Annotated in this window: 14 protein-coding genes; 1 reads left to right on the forward strand and 13 read right to left on the reverse strand. The window is 33.4% G+C overall.

Annotated features, from left to right (window positions below):
- Positions 1-65: 65 nt before the first annotated feature.
- The 13 genes from DG508_RS15005 to DG508_RS15065 form a co-directional block, all read right to left on the reverse strand.
- Complete coding sequence (locus DG508_RS15005; protein WP_108868933.1) at positions 66-632, reverse strand: hypothetical protein; 567 nt, start codon at positions 630-632, stop codon at positions 66-68.
- A gap of 304 nt (positions 633-936) precedes the next feature.
- Entirely contained in the window at positions 937-3,033 is a 2,097-nt protein-coding gene (locus DG508_RS15010; protein ID WP_108868934.1) for a leucine-rich repeat domain-containing protein, read from the reverse strand.
- Positions 3,034-3,156: 123 nt separating this feature from the next.
- On the reverse strand, positions 3,157-3,480 hold the full coding sequence (locus tag DG508_RS15015) for a hypothetical protein (protein WP_159090854.1): 324 nt from the start codon (positions 3,478-3,480) through the stop codon (positions 3,157-3,159).
- A gap of 358 nt (positions 3,481-3,838) precedes the next feature.
- Entirely contained in the window at positions 3,839-4,330 is a 492-nt protein-coding gene (locus tag DG508_RS15020; RefSeq protein WP_108868936.1) for an SMI1/KNR4 family protein, read from the reverse strand.
- A 255-nt stretch (positions 4,331-4,585) separates the two neighbouring features.
- Complete coding sequence (locus DG508_RS15025; RefSeq protein ID WP_108868937.1) at positions 4,586-5,665, reverse strand: serine hydrolase domain-containing protein; 1,080 nt, start codon at positions 5,663-5,665, stop codon at positions 4,586-4,588.
- Between the two features lie 255 nt (positions 5,666-5,920).
- Complete coding sequence (locus DG508_RS15030) at positions 5,921-6,205, reverse strand: hypothetical protein (protein ID WP_108868938.1); 285 nt, start codon at positions 6,203-6,205, stop codon at positions 5,921-5,923.
- Between the two features lie 290 nt (positions 6,206-6,495).
- Positions 6,496-7,638, reverse strand: coding sequence for a trans-sulfuration enzyme family protein (locus tag DG508_RS15035; protein ID WP_108868939.1), 1,143 nt, complete (start codon positions 7,636-7,638; stop codon positions 6,496-6,498).
- A gap of 239 nt (positions 7,639-7,877) precedes the next feature.
- Positions 7,878-9,245 (reverse strand): MATE family efflux transporter, encoded by a 1,368-nt coding sequence (locus DG508_RS15040; protein WP_199912793.1) that lies wholly within the window; start codon positions 9,243-9,245, stop codon positions 7,878-7,880.
- A 104-nt stretch (positions 9,246-9,349) separates the two neighbouring features.
- Complete coding sequence (locus DG508_RS15045; RefSeq protein WP_108868941.1) at positions 9,350-14,293, reverse strand: non-ribosomal peptide synthetase; 4,944 nt, start codon at positions 14,291-14,293, stop codon at positions 9,350-9,352.
- A gap of 34 nt (positions 14,294-14,327) precedes the next feature.
- Entirely contained in the window at positions 14,328-15,050 is a 723-nt protein-coding gene (locus DG508_RS15050; RefSeq protein WP_108868942.1) for a VOC family protein, read from the reverse strand.
- 3 nt (positions 15,051-15,053) lie between these two features.
- Positions 15,054-17,327 carry a bifunctional Gfo/Idh/MocA family oxidoreductase/class I SAM-dependent methyltransferase gene (locus DG508_RS15055; RefSeq protein WP_108868943.1) on the reverse strand — a complete coding sequence of 758 codons (2,274 nt, stop codon included), beginning with the start codon at positions 17,325-17,327 and terminating at the stop codon, positions 15,054-15,056.
- Positions 17,328-17,519: 192 nt separating this feature from the next.
- Positions 17,520-18,620, reverse strand: a complete 1,101-nt coding sequence (locus tag DG508_RS15060; RefSeq protein WP_108868944.1) for a saccharopine dehydrogenase NADP-binding domain-containing protein — start codon at positions 18,618-18,620, stop codon at positions 17,520-17,522.
- A complete protein-coding gene (locus tag DG508_RS15065; protein WP_108868945.1) occupies positions 18,617-22,252 on the reverse strand; it encodes an amino acid adenylation domain-containing protein in 3,636 nt (1,211 codons plus the stop codon). The genes DG508_RS15060 and DG508_RS15065 overlap by 4 nt, the downstream gene beginning before the upstream one ends.
- A 561-nt stretch (positions 22,253-22,813) precedes the next feature.
- Between DG508_RS15065 and DG508_RS15070 the strand changes: the two genes are divergently transcribed.
- Complete coding sequence (locus DG508_RS15070) at positions 22,814-23,023, forward strand: hypothetical protein (RefSeq protein ID WP_108868946.1); 210 nt, start codon at positions 22,814-22,816, stop codon at positions 23,021-23,023.
- The last annotated feature ends 65 nt before the right edge of the window (positions 23,024-23,088 follow it).

The following is a 23,088-nucleotide window of genomic DNA, read 5'->3' on the forward strand; positions in this document are numbered from 1 at the left end:
GGGTAGACCTGTTGTTTTGTATGTGGTTGTGGGTTTATGAAATGGTTCCTAGTGTTTGTAGTAGTTTACTCTTGGTTGTAAATTAACATTTCTTCTGTTTCATTTTCGGGTTCTAAAATTCTATATTCAGAAACCTTTATATCAAAAGCTTCAGGATTTATTAGAGACTCACCATTGACTTTATGCTCATAATTTTCATCTCCCCCTCCTGAATACCATAAATAGCCACTACCCATTCCATTATCGCTTAGAGAAAATTTTGTAATAATTTTTAACTCCCCATCAATTACTTTGATAATAAAAAGATTAAAAACTGTTTTTAGTCTTGGATTAGAGCCTGAAACAAAACACTTAAATAATTTTTCTCCATTTTTTGTATCAAACTCATCTATTCTAAAAAGAAATCTTTTTTTACAAGGAGGAGCTTTTTGTGCTCTTTCATAAAAATCATCCACCATTAACTTGGTTTGAGGAATTAATCCAAATCTATTCTCTAAAGACACTGAAATAAACGAATTCATTTTTTCTAATCTTTTGTTAAACTCATCAATATCAGGCATTCTCCTTGACATAAAAGCATCAACTTCTGCGTCAAAAAACTTATCTAAAAATTTGATTATCTTTTCTTTCATAAATTTTAAAGATTTAATAATTACTGGCGACGTCGAAGTATACTCTGCTTTAACATTTTTGATCAATTGAGTTTACGAAGTGTTATATTTAGTTTGTTTTACCAAAGCTAAGGAATTTTCTGCTTCTATCTAGTGGAGAAAACAAACGGTGTTTCAAAAAAGCACCTCAATAATAACACTTCAAAGCGATTACTTATATAAACATAGAGCATATATAAAGAAAGTCTCGCTAGAGAGAGGTATAAAGTTGTTATTTTTTAAATCATGGGTTTGTGCAACGGTTATCATTGTTATAGCACGTTATTTATTCCAATTCAATAGCTAATAATATTGTTTTCATATCTGCGAGTGATTTTTTGTACGGCCCATCAAAAAAAGTGTATTTTTTAGATCTGAAAATAATTTCATAAGAATTATTTTTCTTTATTATCATAGTGTTTACAGCAGATTTTAGATCTTTTTTGAATTGTATTTTATCCTCATTTTTAAGATACTCTATAAGTATTTTTTTGTGATTTGTATAACTCTGACCATTTATAATATTAGCCAATAGATACATATATGCATCATTTTTCTTTTTTAATTCAAAATACATATCTGATAAATCCATTCTAATTCTTAAACGATCTTTATTCACTGTGGTTCCACTAAAAGAATAGTATGGGAATTTAGCTAAAGCTAATTTTAGATATTCAATTGCTTTAGGGTAGTTTTTAGTAGATATATAAGAGTCTGCCAAGGCATGTGCAGAAAGGTGGCTTATGTTTTTATAACCGTTAATTTCTCTGTCTGATAAATAATATTTGGTTTTATAATTATCTGGAATTTCCGAGATGTACATTATAAAATTTAGCGGTGTTATGTATTTGGAAACGTTATACCTATCGATCTTTTCATTTAAACTGTTTACAATTTTATTATATTTCACATTATACTTAAAAGGTTCTAATTCAGATAATTCTTTAGATTTTTTACGTACTACATCAGTTAAGACATCGTGATATAACCGAAATTCTTCTTGCTCTTTTACTTTTTTTAATCTTATTTTTTCTAATTCAGCGATATATTCTTTTTCTTCAGGGCTGCGCTCTGCTTCCCTCTTTTTCATCTTATTACGAATCCTTTCTCTATCTTTTTTTATTAATTCTGCCCTAGAAGGATAGTAAACATGCTGATCTTTCTTAACAATAAAACAACCCATATTAATAACAGATTGCGGAAGCTCTTTTATTAGGTTTTTTCTAATATCTAAACTACTAAGTTTTAAATTACCTAAGGATTCAGGAATGCTCGTAAGTTTGTTACTTTTAACATTCAAGTTTCTTAAACTTTTCATATCCCCGATAGCCAAAGGTAAATTGGTAAGTTGATTTCTATCTATGCTTAACGATTTTAATTTTTGAAGTTTAGTAATTGTATTAGGTATGCTTTTTAAACTCATACCCCCAACGCTTAGTTTTTCTAAATTAGCTAGCTCTCCAATAGAGGCTGGTAATTCGGTAAGTTTATTGTTATTAAGCCAAAAGAGGGTTAAATTAAATAAATCCCCAATCTCTTCTGGTAATTTTGTCAAGGGATTAGATTGTAATTGTATTGATTTTAGTGTTTTTAAATTTCCAATATCTTTTGAAATAATACTGATTTTATTGTCTGTTAAATCAAATTCTTCTATTTTAGGAAGAGTATAAAAAGATTTAGGTAATTCTGTTATTTGATTTTTTCTTAATTCTAATTTTTTAAGCATTCTTAACTCCCCTATTTTTTTAGGTAGTTTTATAAGTTGATTGTTTGTTAAAACTAATCTTTCTAATTGTTTTAAATTAGAAAAAGATTCGGGCAACATTGTAAGCTCATTGTTTCGAGCATTGATATATTCTAAACTAGTACAGTTACCAATAGATTTAGGTAATTTGCTAATTTTACAAGATTCTATATCTAAGAAACTTAATTTCTTTAAATTTCCTAAACTCTTGGGAAGCTCTGTTAGATCGTTTGCAGATAATATCAACATCGTTATTGCGTCTAAACTTCCTATAGATTGTGGTAATTTATAAATCTGATTTCTTTTGGCACTTAAATACTTTAATGATTTCAAATTCACTATATTTTTGGGCAATTCAGTTAGTTTATTTTGATCTAGAGTGAGCCTTTCAAGATGTTTTAGATTGCCTATAGTTTCTGGTAATTTAGTGAAGTGATTTCTGCTTAAAACTAGAATTCTAAGATTTATTAGTTTGCCTATGCTGCTTGGCAATTCTGTTAAGTTTTGAGACGATAAATTTAAACTCTCAACACTTTCTGGGTTTTGTAATGCTTCTTCTAATGAAGAACTTCTTTTTTGAGCTATAACTATATTTGTTGAAACTAGTAAAAGAAATATATAGTAAAATGTATTTTTCATTTATTTTTTTGTTCAGAATGTATTACATCAATACGTATAAGAGCAGTAGCTTAAATACACCTACTTTCGGATTACAATATACATATTTCAATAAAACAACAGCTCGAGTTTACACCCGAACCGCTATTGCTTTTTCATTCTCTCAAATAACTCTACCTCAGAATCACTCAATTTTGATCTAGGTATTGAAATTCCAAATGGTATTGGTTGATTTAATGTTAACCAAACTAGTTGTTTATTTGTCTCTATCTTTTTAATCCAAGTCCAATCTTTAATTTCAACTAAATCTTTGTTGTTATGATTTACTTTAATTCCTTTTTCACCAAATTCTACAATTGCATCGAAATTTATCTTTTTCGCAAAAGCTTTGGCACTCAAATACTGTAAGGGCCAAAGTATACTATTGACTCCAGCAAAATATAGCATTGCTGATACTATTGAATTCATTTCATTTATAGGTTTCAAAAAGCCAAGAATCAAGACTAATACCACGTATCTCCAAAGTGATTTCTTTATAAAAAAGTAGGTTTTTGCCCTAAGAATATTATCGAAGTTTGAGACTAATCTTTGTTTCACTATTTTTTAATTTCCTATTTATTCTTTTTACAAAACTTTATTCAATCCTTTAAAATAAATATTTCCTCATTTTTTAATGAAATTTTTATTTTTTGAACTGCCTAAACATTTATTAATTTCTTATTTTAATTTTACTATTAATTAGAGTTAACGCCAAAGTAAACTCAACTTTAGCGTTGTTTTGGTAATCAATGGAATTTATGAAATGTTATGTTTAGTTTGTTTTTATTTAGATAATGTTTTCTATCTCCTTTTTTTCAAATAAATAAATCAACTCGTTAAAACTATTACAAATCTTTGTTACATCTTCAAATACAGGTTCTCTTCCGTGAACTATTTCTCCATATTTTTCATTTTCTAAACAAATTGCCAAAAACTGAAATCCATCTTTGACTGACAAAATGATTGGAATATGATTTTTCCAAAAATCCACAATATTTATTAATTCGTCATCATCATCTTCACTCCATTCCAAACTTAATAGCTCAAATTCATTCCATTTAAATTCGTTATCCGATTCTGCGTTGAAATCATTATTTGAGTTAAACCAAATTGTATCAGACATATTAGTTATACTTTCAAAACCTCTCAAAAAAATTAGATATTCAGCAGGTAAGTTTACATAACGCTCCAATATTTTTTTTGAAATTTCAAATTCCTTCAAGTTTTTTACAACTTTAAAACCTCCATTTGTAAGTTTTTTATAAAATTCTAATTTCATTTTATTTGATTTGTTCAAATGACGTACAACATCGAAGTAAACTTAGCTTTAGCATCCGTTGATTAAATCGTTTGTGCAGCGATAGCAAAAGCAACCAATTTGATCAATGGAGTTTACTAAGTACTATATTTAGTTCGTTTTACCAAAGCTAAGGAATTTTCTGTTTTTTTCTAGTGAGACGAATAAAACGGTGTTTCAAAAATGCATCTCAATAATAACACTTCAAAACGGTTACTGGTGTTGTAGGCTATTTCTCTACAGTTCATCAAGTATAGCAGGTATTATTTCTTGAAAAAACACATTATTAAAATATCTACCGCTACAATTTGTTGTAATGCTTATTGAAATGTTCTTTTTAGTATTGTAAAAAGCCATCGATTGATATTTTAATGTACTTCCAAAATGCCCTATATATTCTTGTTCATCATATGTTAGTTTCATAATTCCGTTACCGTATTCCGAAATTATTCCATTTCCGATCGGTATGGTCATTGGCTCCATTGCTATCCAATTCTCCATTTCTGATATAGTGCTTGATTTTAGGATTGATTTATCTCTAAATAATTTAGTTAAAAACTCATCAAGTGTTTTTGTATCGGTATAAGCACCACCATCAAAGCCAAAATATTCTCTCCAATCTGAAACATCTGGGCTTGCCTGTTCTGTTTGCCCGAAAAAAGCCTGTAAACCATTTTCGTCAATTCCCATTTTTATGTCAGAAAGATTGTTTGCACTATAAAAGTTATTAAAAGCAACTTCATAGGATTCGCCGACAATAGTTTCTACAATTTTTTCAAGAAAAAGATAGTTAGTGTTACTGTATGAAAAACTATCGCTATTTTCTGTTGCGCCATTAATAAGTAATATTTTTTCCTCGAATGTCTTTGGTGCATTATTATTCATCACGCTTGTGATCCAACCAGAGTTTTTGGTATAGTCTGATAAGCCACTTGTATGGTTTAATAGATTTTTAACGGTTACGTTTTCAATTCCTGTGATTGGTTGAGTGAGATCTACATAGTCTATAACTTTATCATCTATTTTAAGTTTTTCATCCTCTATGAGTTTAAAAATTAATATAGAAGACAAAAATTTAGTTGTACTTCCTATTCCGTAAATACTTTGTTTTTCAACTTCTTTGTGGTTGTAATTAAAACTTATAACATCTTGTTCTGTGGTAATTGTAAGCTCTAATGACGGGATATTTTTGTCTTTAGCTATTCCAAGAACTTTCTTTTCAATTTTACTCGATAGGTTCAAGGGTTCTTCTGTTTCTTTTTCACAAGAAGTGATTAAAAATAGTTGACTTATTACTATCAATAAATATGCGGTCATTTTATTCAAAGTTCGTTTTTTTTAATTTTTAAACAGTACAACAAAAATTGATCCATTGGCTTAAAAAAATAATAAAGTTTCTTTATATAGCTAATAATTTACAAGGTCGTAGTAAACTCTGCTTTAGCGATTTTGATTAATTGAGTTTACAAAGTCTTATGTTTAGTTTTAAAAAAAAGCTAAGCATCCCCTATAGAGAGGCCTGTAAAACAATGCTTTAAAACATGTTATAGATTATAGCTCTAGCACCTCTGTTTATAGAATATTCCATTTTTCATCATATGCTAATTTATAAATCTCTCTCGTAACAAACATCCGAATTTCGGTGAGTAATTCAACATTTTCTTTGTTCAAGTTATCTTTGAACTCGTTTTCATATTTACTTTGATAATTAGCAAAACTTTCAGCAATAAACTGGTCTCTAATAGAAGTCAATTCCTCAAATCCAATTTGGTCTAATCCTTTTATTCTTTTCAAATAATTCTCTTTGATAGAATATTGTATTCTGTTTAGTACTTTAATTAATTTTTCTTTATTCATTTTATATGTTTTATAACTTCAAAATTAGACTAAACATATATCAGATGAAAAAGTATTATTTTTTTTGCTAGTTTGACTTGTTTTAAAGGCATTTTAAGAGGCTTTTAATAGTCAGTGTCGGATTCCTTTATCATTTTATGGTTTTACATTTGGTATTAAGAAAACTTCAACATTCTGTATTGTTATTTATTCATAGTTCTCAACCTGCCTAGAAGCGAAAAATACAGTGATCAGCACAAAAAAAAGAGCACTCAATGAGCGCTCTTTTTACTAGGTTATTAGTATATAAATTATCCTAATGCTTGTGCTAAATCTGCTACCAGATCTTCTGCATCCTCGACCCCAATACTTAATCGTATTAAGGAATCAAGTATTCCTATTTCTTCTCTTTCACATTTAGGAATAGCAATATGTGTCATGGTGGCTGGGTGTTCTGCCAAACTCTCTATACCACCCAGAGATTCTGCTAGTGTAAAAAGTTTTAATCTTTCTACAATCTTGATTGCGGCATCATCACAGGTACTCCCTTTTGTTACAAAAGAAATCATGCCTCCAAAACCATTCATCTGCTCTACTGCTATATGATGATTGGGGTGATCCTCAAAACCAGGCCAATATACTTTCTCAACTTTTGGGTGGTTTCTTAAAAAATTGGCTACTATTTCTCCGTTTTCACAATGACGTTGCATACGAATATGTAAGGTTTTTATGCCTCGTAATACCAAAAAGCTATCTTGTGGCCCACATACCGCTCCTGTTGCATTTTGTATGTAGTATAATTGTTTTGCCAGTTCCTCATTCTTTACTACCAAAGCCCCTACGACTACATCACTATGGCCGCCTAGGTATTTGGTGGCACTATGCATTACAATATCAGCCCCCAGATCTAGGGGCCTTTGCAGGTATGGCGTTGCAAAAGTATTATCTACCGCCAATAAGGCATTATATTTCTTAACTACCTTTGATACAGCTTTGATATCAATAATATTAAGCATAGGATTGGTTGGTGATTCGATCCAAACTAACTTTGTATTCTCATTAAAATGTTTTTCTATTTCATTTGCATTTTCCATACAGATGAAGTGAAATTTTATTCCATACACTTCAAAAATCTTGGTAAATGTTCTTAATGTTCCACTATATATATCATTGGTTGCTATCACCTCATCTCCTGGTCGTAGTATTTTCATCACTGCATCTATCGCGGCTAATCCAGATCCAAAGGCTAATCCAAATTTTCCGTTTTCGATACTGGCAAAAGAATCTTCTAGTGCTTTACGGGTAGGGTTAAGAGTTCTACTATAATCATATCCTTTGTTCTTACCTGGTGACATTTGTGCAAAGGTTGATGTCTGGTATATTGGTGTCATAACTGCTCCATATGCAGGGTCATATTGTTGGCCACCATGTATTGTTTTGGTATTAAATTTCATGAGTGTATCTAATTATTAATTCTTTTATGTGTAATAAAAGATGGTTTATTATTTTTTTGTGTGATTCTATTTTTATGGGTACAGGTATCGTATATGTGGTATCCATACTCTTTTCTGGTTTTATATCAGGAGATATTCTCTTACTCAAAAAGTTCTAATATCTGCTGATATTACTTTTTAAAGAATACGTAGCTCCCTCTCTTATACAAAGGGTCTTCTGTTTTTGAGATGAATTCCTATTAAATGATATTGGTTTCTAGTTTTAAGGATTTTAATCGTTTGAATTCTATCAATACCAATATCATGGTATAAGCGACAATAACAGTATCAATCAATGCGGTTCCCCAGTATATCGATGATGTTCCGTAAATAGAAGGTAAAATAAGCATCAAAGGCACATAAAAAATTAACTGCCTTACCAAACCAATAATCGCTGCAGGTTTTCCTTTGTTTATAGCAGAAAAGAAGGTCATTCCATTAAAAACAATGGGTAAAACAGGAAGTATCGAGATAAACATTCTAAAATTCCATATACTATCACTACTCAAACTACCTGCTTCTAACATCGTAGCAAGAATAAATTGTGGTGCTATCATCATGCATCCCCATAGCGGTAGGATAATTAAGGTTCCTGTGATTGAAAAAACCCAAAAACTCTGAATAACTCTCTTGTATTTTTTTCCTCCATAATTTATACCTACTACGGGTTGTAGTGCTCTCATTAATCCATAGATTGGTGTCAAAATAAAGCTTAAAACCCTGAATGCCACTCCGTAAAAAGCTACTTCAAACACCGATCCGTGATTGGCTATTGCATTAAATATTACTACTGCTTGCACAATGGTCATAAACATCATTATCAATGAGGGAAGCCCCATAGACACAATGGATTTGATGATCTCTTTATCCCAATAAAAAGTATTGGGTAAGGATAAAAACGAGGTTTTTTTGCTATTAAAATATAGATATCCTAGTATTGAATATACCAGCATTCCAATATTAGAGGCCCACGAGGCTCCTGCTACCCCACAGTCCATTACCACAATCAGTACATAGTTGAATATGATATTTACAATCAATCCAATCCCCATCACCAGCGCTGCTTTTTTCATCTTACCTTCTGCACGAACTACCATATTAGAGGCGAGCCCATAAATCCAAAAAAATGCTCCAAATACACTGATTCTAAAATAGGTTACTCCTAGTTCTAGTGGTTCTCCTGATCCTCCCATCATCTTTACCAAAGGTTCTGCAAAAATCAAGGCTAAAATCATATAGATTACAGTGCATAGAATATTCAGTGAATTAAAATTCCCTAAAAGACGTTGCTGTTCTTCTACATCATTGGCTCCCAAAGCAATGCTTAGTAAAGATCCTGCTCCTGTTCCTATCAATGACCCTATTCCTAATACAAAAGATGCCAAAGGATAGGCTATAGATACTCCTGCTAATGCATTTTCTCCTATAAAAGCACCTACAAAAACGGCGTCTAATAATGTATTGAAACCATATAAGACCATTGCTATAATGGCTGGCCAAGAGAGTTTCCACATGACGGGCCACATATTTGATGTGAGAATGAATTGTTTCTGTACCTGATCATTCATTATTCTTAAAATTTAATTTGACTATTCATAATTATTTCTGTTACTGACTTATATAATCAACACATACCTTTTTATAAAATTTGTAAAAAGGACATGTACTAATTCTATGCTTCATTCATGACTTTCTGATCTTGAAGAAGTGGTGCTGTAATAAGCTCTATTAGATATTCTAGATGTGGTCGTTCTATACATGTAAAATGATCTCCTTGAATATCCATTACGGTAAATTCTCCTAGGCAGGCTTCTCGCCAGTATTCGATTGTTTTTTGTGCGGTTCCTGGTAAAAATTCAGATTGCCCTGTAGCGTTTAAGAATCGTATATCACCGATATACGGGAGTGGTGTAATATAGGATGCTATATAACTTTGTCTATACATTTTATACAGGCCTTCTGCCATCTCTACCTCCATCACATCTCCTGTCTCTTTATAAACAGCATCTACATATGCATTGAAACGGGTTCTAAGATCATAGGTTGATAACTTCTGAAATAATGTACTTACCGCTTCTAGCCCCTTATCTCCTGATACTTCTTTTGGTGCTCCTTCTGGGATAACTCCGTTATTTTTTTCAATAATTTGCATAAAGGCTCTTGCCATATCCATATAATCAACGGCTCCGAAACCTGCTTGTTCTAAGGAAACTCCTAGATTAGGAACGAATAATGATTCTATGACTAAATCATCTTTTACATCAATATTAACTGGGTGACTGTCTACCAAAACCAAGTCTACAACCTCTATATCTCTTTCTATTAAACGCCTAGCAACTTCTACTGCTATTTGACCTCCCATGCAATATCCTATCAACTGCATTTTCTTATGTCCCGTTTCTATCAATCGTTCTGCATAGTCTTCTGCTATCAATTCTATCAATTCTGATGCTTCAAGATTACAATACACTTCTGTATCCTTGACAGTAATCGCCATGATAGGTCCTAGGTCTTGTTTCATAAGCTCATCTAGTAACTGTAGCAGATAGTTCATGGTTCCTACTCCTGCATGAAAAACTACTCTAAGAGGACCGTTTTTACTTTCTCCATAAGGTGTTAGTACTCCATTACTGTTTGAAGAAGTTATTCCGTTTTCAGGATTAGATGCTGTTGTTTCTTGATCTAAGTTTTTAGATTTTTCTCGTATAAACTCTGATAATGCTGCTATAGTAGGATAGTTAAGCATCTGTCTTAAAATTGCATCATAGGGAATATGAACTGGTGTTTCTTCTTTGGCTAGACCATCTCTAAGCTTTCCTGCTACTTGTGCCATTATCAAAGAATCTGCTCCCAGATCATAAAAATTTTGTGACCTTCCTATTCCTGAAATATTGAGCGCTGTTGCTAATTGCTGTGATAATTTTGTCTCGAGCTCATCCATCACCGAGTCTGAGCTACCAAATTGTGTACCTCCCATTACAACCTGGGGCCTCCATTTTGCAATTGTTTTGCGATCAACTTTACCATTTCTTGTGATTGGTAATGCGTCTACAATTTGCAAATGACTAGGAATCATATATTCTGGTACAAGTTTCATTAGAAAACCAGATAACTCTGATGTACTTACATAAGATTGATTTTGTTTGAATTGAGTTATATATAATTGATTTTCTAAAATTTCTAGCTTTGTTTCTGTATGTATGGTAGAACGTATATTTTCTGTGCTGTTATGTAGCAACCAACCACTAGGACGACATACTTCTTTTATAGCGATTATCTCCTCTTCTTTTTCTAGCTTCTTTGTGGTTATAACAACATCAAATTCATTAGGTTCCAGCCCTTGAGTTCTGTAATCAATCTTACTATCAAAAACACCAAAACATATATTCTCGTATTCTTTATAACTTGAGGATAATTCGCTTATGATTGCTTTATCTGTATGCGTGTATACATACTCTATTGACTTATCTTGTAGTTGTTCTATGATTGTATCTACTTGTTCTTTTTCTGTATCTCCTAATTGTAAAACTCTGAGAGGTTGTTTGCCTGTATGATTTTCATGTATTGTATTAAGGGTTACGCCTATGTATGCGTCAACTTCAAGCGCTTTGCTATTCTTGATATCTACTTCTATATCTTTCAAGATTCTTTGAGCTTTCTCTTGATCTTGTTCTAGAGCGACTTTATCTTTCTGATTTAGTTCTATAACTCCTAATAAGGCTTTTTCTTCTACAGAGCCATCAACCACTACTCCTACTGCATTGACAAGAGAATGTTTTAATAGGGCTGATTCTATTTCTCCTAATTCTATTCTATGTCCTCTGATTTTTACCTGATTGTCTTCTCTACCCAAGAATTCTATTTCTCCTCCTGGAGTATAGCGCCCTAAATCTCCTGTACGATACAATCGTTGTCCATCTAATGGGTGCTTAAAGAATGATTTTTCTGTTAATTCAACTTCGTTTAGATATCCATCGGCTAATCCGTCTCCTGTGATATATAATTCTCCAATCGCCCAAACGGGGCAATCTCTATACTCACTATCCAATACTCTAAATCCTTGATTTGCCAAAGGCCTACCATAAGGAATGCTACTCCAATCTGACTCTAATCCCTTATATACGTGATGAATTGACCAAATGGATGCTTCTGTTGCTCCACCAAGACTAATTAATTGTACTTGTGGCAATTGCTTTGCCAAAATATCTGGCAGAGTAAGAGGAATCCAATCTCCGGAGAGTAATGCTAGTCTAAAGGCTGGTATTTTGATAGTGGTTTCTGTAGCCAAATAGGTATTCAACATTTGCATGAGTGCTGGCACTGTATTCCAGATCGTAATCTCATGCTTTTGTAGTAATTCTACCCAATGAGATGGGTCTGTTTGCCGTTCTTGATCTGGGTATATGATTGCTCCTCCTACAGAGAGTAATCCAAAAATATCAAATACCGATAAATCAAATCCTAATTGTGCCAGTGCCAATACTCTGTCTTTATCATTTACAGAAAAGCGCTTGTTGATATCTATAATGGTATTTACCGCCGCAATATGATTAATCACAACTCCTTTTGGTTGTCCTGTAGATCCCGAAGTATAAATTACATATGCTGGTAAATTTGGGTCTGCATCTGTTTTTAAGGTGATCTCTGTTTTTGGTGTTACTTGATCTACTACAATTACTTGAATATGATCTGGCCAATGGGTTGTATTATTGGTATCGGTAATCACAAAACGAATATCTGCATGTTTGAGCATTGTATGTATTCTCTCTTCTGGTTGAAATACATCTATAGGTACATATACTCCTGCACTTGATAGGGTAGCTAATACAGCGATAACTTGATTGGCTCCTTTATGCATAGAGATAGCCACTTTATCTTGTGGTTTGCACCCTAATTTGTCTAATGCATCTGCTACTGCACTGGCTTTTTGTCCTATTTCTTTATAAGTGGTTTGTCCTTTTGTATCAACAACAGCAATAGCATCGGGTGTTGTATTTATCTGCTCTATTATTTGTTCATGAAGTACATGAGTGGGTAATGGTGCATCTGTTGCGTTGATAAGGTGTCTTTCTTTTTGTTGCCAATCTGGTAAACCGACTACACTATCATTCTGCCACGTTGTATCATCTATTACCAAATTCTGTAATAGTAATTCAAAGGCTTTAAACATATCATCTGCCATCTGATCAGGAAAAACATCTTCTCTGATATCCCAATTGATATGTAATCCATCTTGCGTATCCATCGCCTGACAATCAATAAAAACTTGTGGAGTCTGACTAATTCCAAACTCTCCTAGTTTTCCTTTTTTCTTATTTGCTTCGCTAGAATTGGTTAATCCAATCGCACTGGTAAATACAAAGGGCATAAGGGCACTATCTCTACCGTATTGTCGTGTAATTTCTCTCATTACTTCTACACCAGAAAACAGGCGGTGATCCAAATCATCAAACAGTTGATTGTTTAAGGTTTTTGCTCGATCAATAAATGATTGTTTATCAGACCAGTTTACTTCTAGTAAGCTTACAGAGGTAAAATCACCTACTATAGAATTTACTTCTTCATGTAGTGGTAGTCTGTTTAATACCGTAAGGTTTAAACAGAACTTGTTATTGCGACTCCATCGTTCTATCACTGCCGCATAGGCTGTCATAACAATGGTTGTTGGTGTTAATCCTAATTGCTGACTTTGCTCTTTTATGCGACTCCATATAGTAGTGTCCAGTTTTATAAAACGACGTGTAAATCGTCCTTTTCCCGAGGGTTTATGTGTTCTTGATAATGGTAGGTCTGGTGCTCCCGGTAGGCTATGAATCCTATCCATCCAGTACTGCTTATCTTTTACATAAGCTGTTGTTTCTCTCATTCCTCTTTCTGCAATCAAATAATCTCTAAAACTAAGAGTGAGTTCTGGTAATGGGGTTTCTATAGATTCATAAAGGGCTTCAAATTCTGATAATAATAACCAGATACTTGCCCAATCTGCAATCAAAAACTCCATAGAGAAATGAAGAATCGAATTTTCTGGGGTTTGAGTCACTCCTATGCCAAACAATGGCCATTTGCTGGTATCATAAACACGATGCCCCATATCTTCACGAATTTCACTCAATACAGCAGTTGCTTCTTTTTCTTCTTTGGTGCTAACATCATTGAATGCTACTATCAATTCTGGAGTGTTCTCCATCACACACTGATACCCATTATTATCTATTGTAGACCTCAGCATCTCATGTCTTGAGATAAGCTTATTCCAAACCTCTTGTACTCGTTTATGTACCAGCTTATCGTATTGTAATTCTAAATAAATATGACATGCTACCCCACCATAATCAAATACCTCATTACGCCCTAACAAATACGCTGACTGTACGTCTGTCAACGGAAAAGGGGCAAATCGATCATCTGGGTTTGCGACTACCGCTACTGATTTACTTTCTACTTTTAGTTGTTTTATAATAGCTAGTTTATGCTTTTTCAGTTCTTCAAGATCGGCTGGTTTAAGAACTCCTTGGGGTGCTTTGTATCGTAATTTTCCATTTTCTTCCCAAAGTTTGATTCCGTCTTTTCTAAGTCTTACTAATAAATCTATATAGGTGGTGGTATCTGCTAACATATCTTTAAATTCTAAATTTTATTTTTGTTGGTTATTACGATGCTGTAAATGTTGCGCCATGTAAATAATCAGGATTCAAATCTAATTTCAGTCCAGATAACCCTACATCAAAAACTCTTGTTTGTGAGCTTGGTACTGTTTTTATGTATTTATCTTCTTTTATAAATTCCTGAAATTGATCTATATATGCTGAATCCATATCTAGTTTTACCCATGCTATTTTGGTTGCCCCATTTGCATGTTTTATTCCTTCTGGTTTCTGCGGAGTTTCATATCCTGAAAAAACGAAAGGAAAACCGTCTGGGTTAGGGCAAAAGACTTTGTATTTCACCTTTTCTCCTTCTGGGTTTATTCTTTTGTTACGAATAATCCGAGAGGCGGAAATACCAGATTTATTCATTTCATTTTTTATGGTTTTGATATCCAATGGATATTCTGGTACGCTTTTGCCTGTATTTTCTATATACTCTTGAGGTTCTAGAGCCAGATCACACCATCCTTCTGTCGTTTTTGACCATTGTTGCCATCGTTGCCCAGCTGAACGCCCATAAAATAGATGTAAAGGGTATTTTAAAAATTCAAATTTTTTGGGTAACTGAAAAAACTCTATGTATGGTCCTTCATCAAACCATAAAAATGCATTGTGTGCCTTTTCTGGGGTACTCCCCCATACTGGCGAAAACCCTAAGGATTTATAGTCTTCTACAACTTGTTGTATATTATCTACTTTATATACTATATGACTGCATTTCAACATATCTTATTTTTTTACAATGAATAATTTTTGCTCAAAAGGTGTCAATGGGTTTTCTTCTTCTGGCAATACCACTACTTCTTGAGCCCCTGCTTTATTGAATGCATTACTCCATTGAGAGGGTGTAAAAAAGGTAGTTTTATCTTCTTTTCGTTCATCTTCTGGAGTAGTCATCATAAAGGCTTGTGAAATCAGTATTTCTAAAAATTCTCTGGTTGGCTCTGTTATCAATAACCAGCCTCCTTCTGTCAAAGAACTCATCATTTGGGTAATGACCCTGTCTGTATTTTCTGCATTATTAAGAACTCCTGCGGCAATAATAATATCAAAACCTTCTGCTGGTATTTGTTGTGATACAAAGTCTTGATCTATATCCAAAACCTGAAAATCTATCCACGAATAGTCTTTGAGTAGTTGTCTTGCATTATTCAAGAAAAAACTTGAGAGATCTGTAAACAGATATTCTACTTCTATATCTTTTATGATCGTTTCTTGTAGTTTTGGAGCTACAGATACTGTGGTTGCACCAGTTCCTGCGCCTATCTCTAATATTTTTATTTTTCTTAGAGAGGGGGTATTTGACATCTTGTATTTTGCTATTCTATGCACTGCTTCTGATACTGATTGATTGAGGTATTTAGCGGTAATAGTATCTCTATACAGTGAGTTGGCAATATCTAAGCGCCCTTCTGGAAATAGTAATAGTGCGGCTTGTTGGGTATCACTCATTAATTCTGGTAACTGCTCTGCATTTGCTACCAAATATTCCATCGTTATTGGATCTCCTAATTTATGATCCCAAGCGTCTTTGACAAATCCCCAACTTTGATTAAAAACATCGGTAGTGATTACTTCATCTCCGTTTGCAAAACCTGTGTCTAGCTTATCGAGATATCCTCTCTTTGCCAAGATATCCAGCCAATAAGCTATCAACCCTTTATGTTTTGGGGAAATATTGGCTACCGATACAATATCTGATAATGTATATTCTTCGTTTTTATGGGTCAACACTCCTTGTTTTTGTAATGAGAATAACATAGAATGCAGTACTGCTTTGTCTAAGGTGTCTACAAAATCTTTGATTTGTTCTGTGGTTACGTTTTTTATAATAGTGTCTGATACTTCTGTGCAGGAGTAAATATCTTTTTCACTATATACCTTTGGTTCTCCTATTTCTTGCAGTAACTCTTGGGTTGCTGGTGTTTGTCGAGCAACTTTTTGTAATATTTCGACAGGTAAGGGCTGATGATTTATCCCAGATGACAAAGAAGGGTAGCCTAAGGCATTGGTAAGGTCTTGCCATTGTCTAGAAACTAATAATTCATTTTGTGATCTGGCTTGCCCCCCTTTGTTTGTTTCTATACTTTCTTTTATAGACAGTAAATCTTGTCCTATTGCATAGGGCCATTGTTTGGATAGTATTTCTTTATAATTTGCTGGGGAGTACTCGCCTAATACTTGTGTACTGTTTTCTAAAAGGTACTTGGCTCCTGATCCTGATAGGGCGTTCATACTACTTACATTTTCAGGAAAATGTAATCTTGGGTGCCATACTACAGGGCCATGTGTATCACTCAAAGAAAGGCTTCCTCCTTCTACTCCAATTGTTATTTTGTGTAATAGATGAAGGTGATTATCTGGATCATCTGGGTTTACCTCATTATGAGCTCTAAGGATTATAGGTGTTTTACCTATACTTCCTGTTAATACTGTAAATGGCCCTTCTGTCTTGGTCACATGATCAATTTTCCATGGTCTAGTGTTTGGTAACGCTTCTGATAATATATGCATTAACGGGTAGGATACTTGTGATGCATATGCTACTTCTATATAGGATGCTTTTTGTTCTTTTAATACTGCTTTTGAACAATTTATAAAGCGTCTTACTTCTGGTAAATGCACATATAAATCTCCTGTTTGAAATCGTACATTATTTTTTTGTGCAGCTCGCAGACATATTGCCAAATCTTTATAATGTACAGGGTGTTCCTGTAATACATGAATTCCTTTTTCTAAAAACTGAAGAGATAGTTCTGTTCCATTACCTCCCATTACTCCTGACCTGAGAACAACACAGGCTAGATCTACATCTTCTGGCAATTGATCTACAGATGTAAATAAGGGAATTTCATATGCTGCTGCACATTTTGTAGAGCGCTCACTTCCTTGAGACAGCAAACCAACTATCTCAAACTGATTTTCTAATTTCTTTAAAGATTCAAGGTAAAATTGTCCGAATGTAGAACCACAGACTACAGTTTTTAATCTTTTAGGTTTCATCTATATTTTATTTATTTTAAGAGGTCAGATTGTGTTTTCTAATAATTTTATTGATAGTATATCAACCGATACATTTATACATTGAAACTATCGTAATGAGGTGCTTTTTTCTTTGTTTACATAAACAAAAAATTATCTTTTTTTTATTACCTTAATTTTAGGTTATAGCTAGTATTTTTATCACGGCTTGTTTTAAATTTCGCCTTCTACTTCTTCTAATAATGCAACAATCGAGGTGTCTACTATTTTGAATTCTGTTACGACTCCTGATGTCATTAATCGATCTATAATTTTTTCTGGATTTGGTAATTCTGAGGCTGGCCCTATTCCAGAAGGAACTTTATCTTCAAGTACAGAAATACAGATCAATGCAGTTATTGTTCCTGTCAATACTGACATAGCATCCATTTGTAAAATGGCTGTTCGTGTTATTGAATTTTCATTTTTTTGTCCATCTAATTGTACTATCAAATTAAAATAGGTTTGCCTACCTATCAAATCCAAATCTGCCGCCAAGCATAATCGTTCTACTGCACCTTTTGGATCGGTTTCAAATTGTGATCGAACAACGTTTAAGGCTTCTGGAACATGAGTTCCATCTATTACCAAATTCCAATCACCATTAATAAGATTTAATTGTTGGGCAACGTATAGGGATTCATTGTCAAAAAAAGGAAAAACAGCTACTTCTCTAGGAAAAAATGGGATTGTTGTTGCTGATTGCCTTTTTAATACCGAGGATTTCTTTTTTCTATCCCTCCATGCGGCTAATGGTTCATTGGTTTCCTCTAAAACACCGACTAAATAATCTTCGGCTCCAGAGGTTGTAAATCGATCTAGGGCTCCTGTATACATCACTAAAGAGTTTACTGTATCAAACTCTTGTGCTAGCCATTGTGGCAAAATACCTGTAAGACCAGGAGTGGTTCCTGCTCCATACCTAATAGAAACTTCTGTTTCTATTGAGCTCATCTTTTCTAATGCTTGATCTATACCTGCATCGATATGATGGCAATGATTCGATATACATAGTTTTGCGACTCTACTTGATACTTTATGAGATGGGCCTACACAGTTTACCAAGACAGTACAACCTTGTATAAAAACTTCTAATCCCTTATCATCTTCTACATTTACAGATTCCCAAGTAACATCAGGAAATTCTTTACTAAATTTTTCTTGTGCTTTTTTGGGGTTTCTACCACCAATTTTTATAGGTAATTTATTCCATTTTGCCAGTTGTCTAGTGGCATGGATTCCTACTTCGCCATATCCTCCTAAAATCCCTATCATATCTCTCCCTCCTCCATTAGTTCTAAACTTTCTTCGAGTATGTTACATTTTTCTTCTACTACCGCTGCAACATCTATGAGAGTAGGAGATTCAAATATTTGCCGTAATGATAGTTCTATTTCGTAACGTTCTTTTACTATGGCCAAGAAGCGAGTTCCTAATAGGCTGTCTCCTCCAATCTGAAAAAAACTGTGATGTCTGCTGATGATATCTATATGCAATAGTTCTTTCCATATATCTGCAATCTCTTGCTCTATTCCTTTATGTGGTTTCTCTATCTGTATAGATGATGCTTCCTGAAAGTCAAAATGTTCCGTAATTGCATCTCGATTTACTTTTCCGTTCTTACTTAATGGGAACCAAGGTAATACAGCAATTTTTTCAGGTACCATATGATTTGGTAAATGCTGAGAAACATGATTGATGAGTTCTTCTGTATCAATTTTTATCCTTTCTGCTGGGCAATCTGCTTCTATAAGTTCTGTAAAAGATTTACCGATTGCATTACAATGAATTTTATTATACCCATATCTTGAAAAGATTTGCATCCATTCTTTTCCTGTAAGCATGGGGCTATATTTTACTCTTCTTTCATGATCAAAATCTACATATCCTTTATCTAGCACAGCCGAGGTTACTATTGCTACTGGACTAAGCTCTGCATGTTCTAATGCTATTATTTTTCCTTGATCTGCTACTAATAATGAGGCCAAGGCAACACCCTCTTCTGGGTTTTTATACCTGTGTAAGGTATTAATTGCTAATACTACATCAAATTTATATTGTATTGGTTCTGGTATTCTATTTTCTGGTATTCTATAGCAAGATGCATACTCTGAGAATGGTTCTAAGTTCTTTCTTGCTACCTCGAGCATAGAGGGTGCAGATTCAAGAAGTGTGCAACTAATTTCTGATGCTGATGATATTTTTAATAACCTAGCTGTCATTATACCCGTTCTCCCGCCTAGAACTGCTACTTCGATAGGCCTGCCTTTTTCTTTGGCCAGATTACTGATCTTTATAGCAATTTCCTGAATCCCCCATAAGGTTCCTGAATCTTTTGCGGATAAGTTTTCGGGGGATAGTATGGGGTCATCTAGTAATATTGTAGGTGCCAGATTTCCTGAAATAATTTTATAATAATCTGGTATACTTTCTAGTAAGTGTTTTTGCACTCGTTGTAAGAATACATGTTCTTTTGTCTCTATTTCATGTATTGGCAATGCTGTTTTTGTTGCTTGTAATGCTTCAAAAACTTCTTGAAACCTCTCTCCGCTACAATATATGTTTTCTTTATGGATCAACACTTTTCTGCTTATCAACCATTGTATCCAAATTTGTAGTATCGCTTGGTTATCTTCTGATACTTCTAACTGGGTTATTGGGTCCCATGTGGTGTCTTTATAATAATGTAGTTGTTCTAGCTGTAGTAGTTCGAATAATACATATTCTATAGATATTGCTTGTTCTTCTCGAGATGTCTCTCTATATAATTGTATTTCTTTTGATATTGTGGGCAAGGGACTTTTGCTCTTATTCTTTGTTCTTTCTGGCACTACTGCGGCTACAAGATGTTGTGCTCCTTCTGTAGATGAGATTGTGGCAACTGCTTGCCCTATCCCTTCTGATTTTTTTAATATGGTTTCTATCTCCCCTAGTTCTATTCTATATCCTCTTAATTTTACCTGATGGTCTTTTCTACCAAGGAACTCTAGTGTACCATCTGCCCAATATCGCCCAAGATCTCCTGTGCGATACCAACGTTGGTTATCTATCGTTATAAATTTTTCTGCGGTTAATTTAGATTGTCCTAGATATCCTTTTGCTACGCCAGTTCCTCCTATCCATAATTCTCCTGCAACCATATCAGGGCAATCCCGCCCAAATCTATCTACTACTCTAAAACACTGATTTTCTAATGGTTTTCCATAAGGAATAGAACTCCATTTTGGATCTACATGTGTTACTTCATGAAAATTAGACCATATAGATGCTTCTGTTGCTCCTCCTAATGCTACCAACGAGGAATTTGTTGATACATTTTGTAATCGGTGTAAAAGGTCTAACCCTACCCAATCTCCTGACACCATCGCTAGTCTGATAGAATTAAGACTTTCTTTTTCTGTTGCTGTTATGAGTAGCATATCTAATAATGCTGGTACAGAGTTCCATACTGTAATTCCTGTTTTTTGAATAAGTTGAACCCAAACAGAGGCTTCTCTTCTTATTTTCTCATTGAGTAAAACAATTGCTCCTCCTACAGATAATAAACCAAAAATATCGTATACAGATAAGTCAAAGTCTAAGGCTGATAATGCTAGTATTTTATCATTTTCTGTTACCGAAAACCTTTTATTTATATCCTGAATTGTATTGTGTGCAGAACAATGGGTAATTTCTACTCCTTTTGGTTCTCCTGTTGATCCAGAGGTAAAGATTACATATGCTAATTGATCTGTGTCTACTAATATAGGTTGAGACAAAGGAGCTTCTTGTTCTCCTTCTACTACTTGAACTATTTGTACTTCTGGATCTGTAAATGCTGTTATCTCTTTGTCATCTACAAGTACACAACGTATACCTGCTATTTTATGAATTTGTCTTTGTCTAGATTTGGGTTGATCGATCCCTATGGGTACATAAACTGCTCCTACAGCAAGTACTGCTAATACCGCTATGATTTGATTAGGGCCTCTTGGGGTTGTTACTGCAACCAAATCTCCTTGCTGTATGTTTTTTTTGAGTAATGTAGCTGCTAGGCAGCATACTTTTTCTTTTAATTCTTTATATGTTATTTTGTTATCCTTACCATCTTCATCCCAAATTAATGCAATTTGCTCTGGGGCCTTTTCTGCTATATCAAAGAATTCTTGATGTAAGCATTTTTCTTTTACACTAGTTATCGTATTATTTACATTGGCTCTTATGGTGCGTTGTGCTTCTGGTAGTATATCTAAAATTGGGAATTGCCAATCTTCTTGTTGCAACCAGTCTAACATCTGTAGATATGCATCAAACATTTCTTGCACCAGTTCTTTTTGCATTACAGATTCACAGAAATACCAGTTAATTTCTACCTCATCATTCTTTTCTATTATTTGATAGTGTAAGGCTTTTTCTTTTTTTTCTAATAGTAAATTTGCTTCTTGTTTATCTATTCCTAGAGTATTCTCTATGTTTGTATTTACAAAGATTGGAATATCTGTCTCCTCTTCTTCTGGATACTTAACTTTTATATTGGTAAGCAACTGTTCTTCAAAATACTTACATGATGTTTCCCAAGGTATTTTTCTTGTAATCCATGATTGTTCTGCATAAGGAATATCTACTACATTCGGAACCACATTTGTATCAACAATCAGTCTAGATGAAGTACTCCATCTTTCTATTACCTGAATAAATGTGTTTAATAAAACTGAAAGAGGTGCAATATCATTGGATTTTGCACTTTCTTGGATAGATTGCCAACTTGTATTTGATAGATGATATCTAATGTTTAACAAAGGACTTTTTTCTTTGCTAGCGATATCAACTATTGAAGATATGTACCCAATACATAAATGACAAGGTTGTTGCTTATTAATAGTTTCAGTAAAAATAGGAGGTGTTTGTTGGTTTTTTTTTGCTATCATACTAAACAAAAAATTGTTGTTTAATTCGATTACAATACTATCTCTGAGGGAAAACAGTGGTTGTAATAAAATGGTTAGGTTTAAAAGAATAATTTAGAATGGTTCTAAATCAAAAATAAAAATTCTTACCCCCTATTCCTCTACGTGCAACGGAAAATAACCTACGTTATAAGGAAACCCGCTTAAAATAAGGGATATGGAGATTAACCTATGTAGTTATTAATTTAACCCACTTTATGTAGTAGAAAATCTATTACATCTTACACGTTCTGCAAAAAAGGACGTTACCTTGCATTTTTTATTGTACTTTCAAATTTCATAACGAAGTTCTACTACAGAAACTGGGTTTAAAAAAGAATCTAAATAAAGGGGAAATTAGATCATTGATATGTCTAGTTGTGATCTTAAATCAAAATGCCTACTTTTGTTTTTCACACCTAACTCATCACCAAACATTATAAGGAAATATTTTTTTAATATTAAGACCATTAAACTACCATACCCGACTTATTTTATCTTTGGATATTCAATGGTTTTTTATATTGTAAACATACAATCATTATGATAAACCGAATTGCAGGTTTTATTTTTCGTTTATGTATGGGGATTCTTGCTTTTATAGGGGGAATATTTGTAATCCTATATACAATACTTTTTGATTTTGTAAGAGAGAAAATATTGCGAAAAAAACCTATTAAAAACTGTTGTCTTACTGACGACATACATAAAGATGATACTCAAGAATCAGAAAAAAAGAAATCTGATGTATAGATTTAAAACATGGTGATTGAGGCGATTTAAACTTCTTAAATTCGCTATAAAAATGCCCTTTTCCA

The sequence above is a fragment of the Aquimarina aquimarini genome, from assembly GCF_900299535.1.
Classification (GTDB): Bacteria; Bacteroidota; Bacteroidia; order Flavobacteriales; family Flavobacteriaceae; genus Aquimarina; species Aquimarina aquimarini.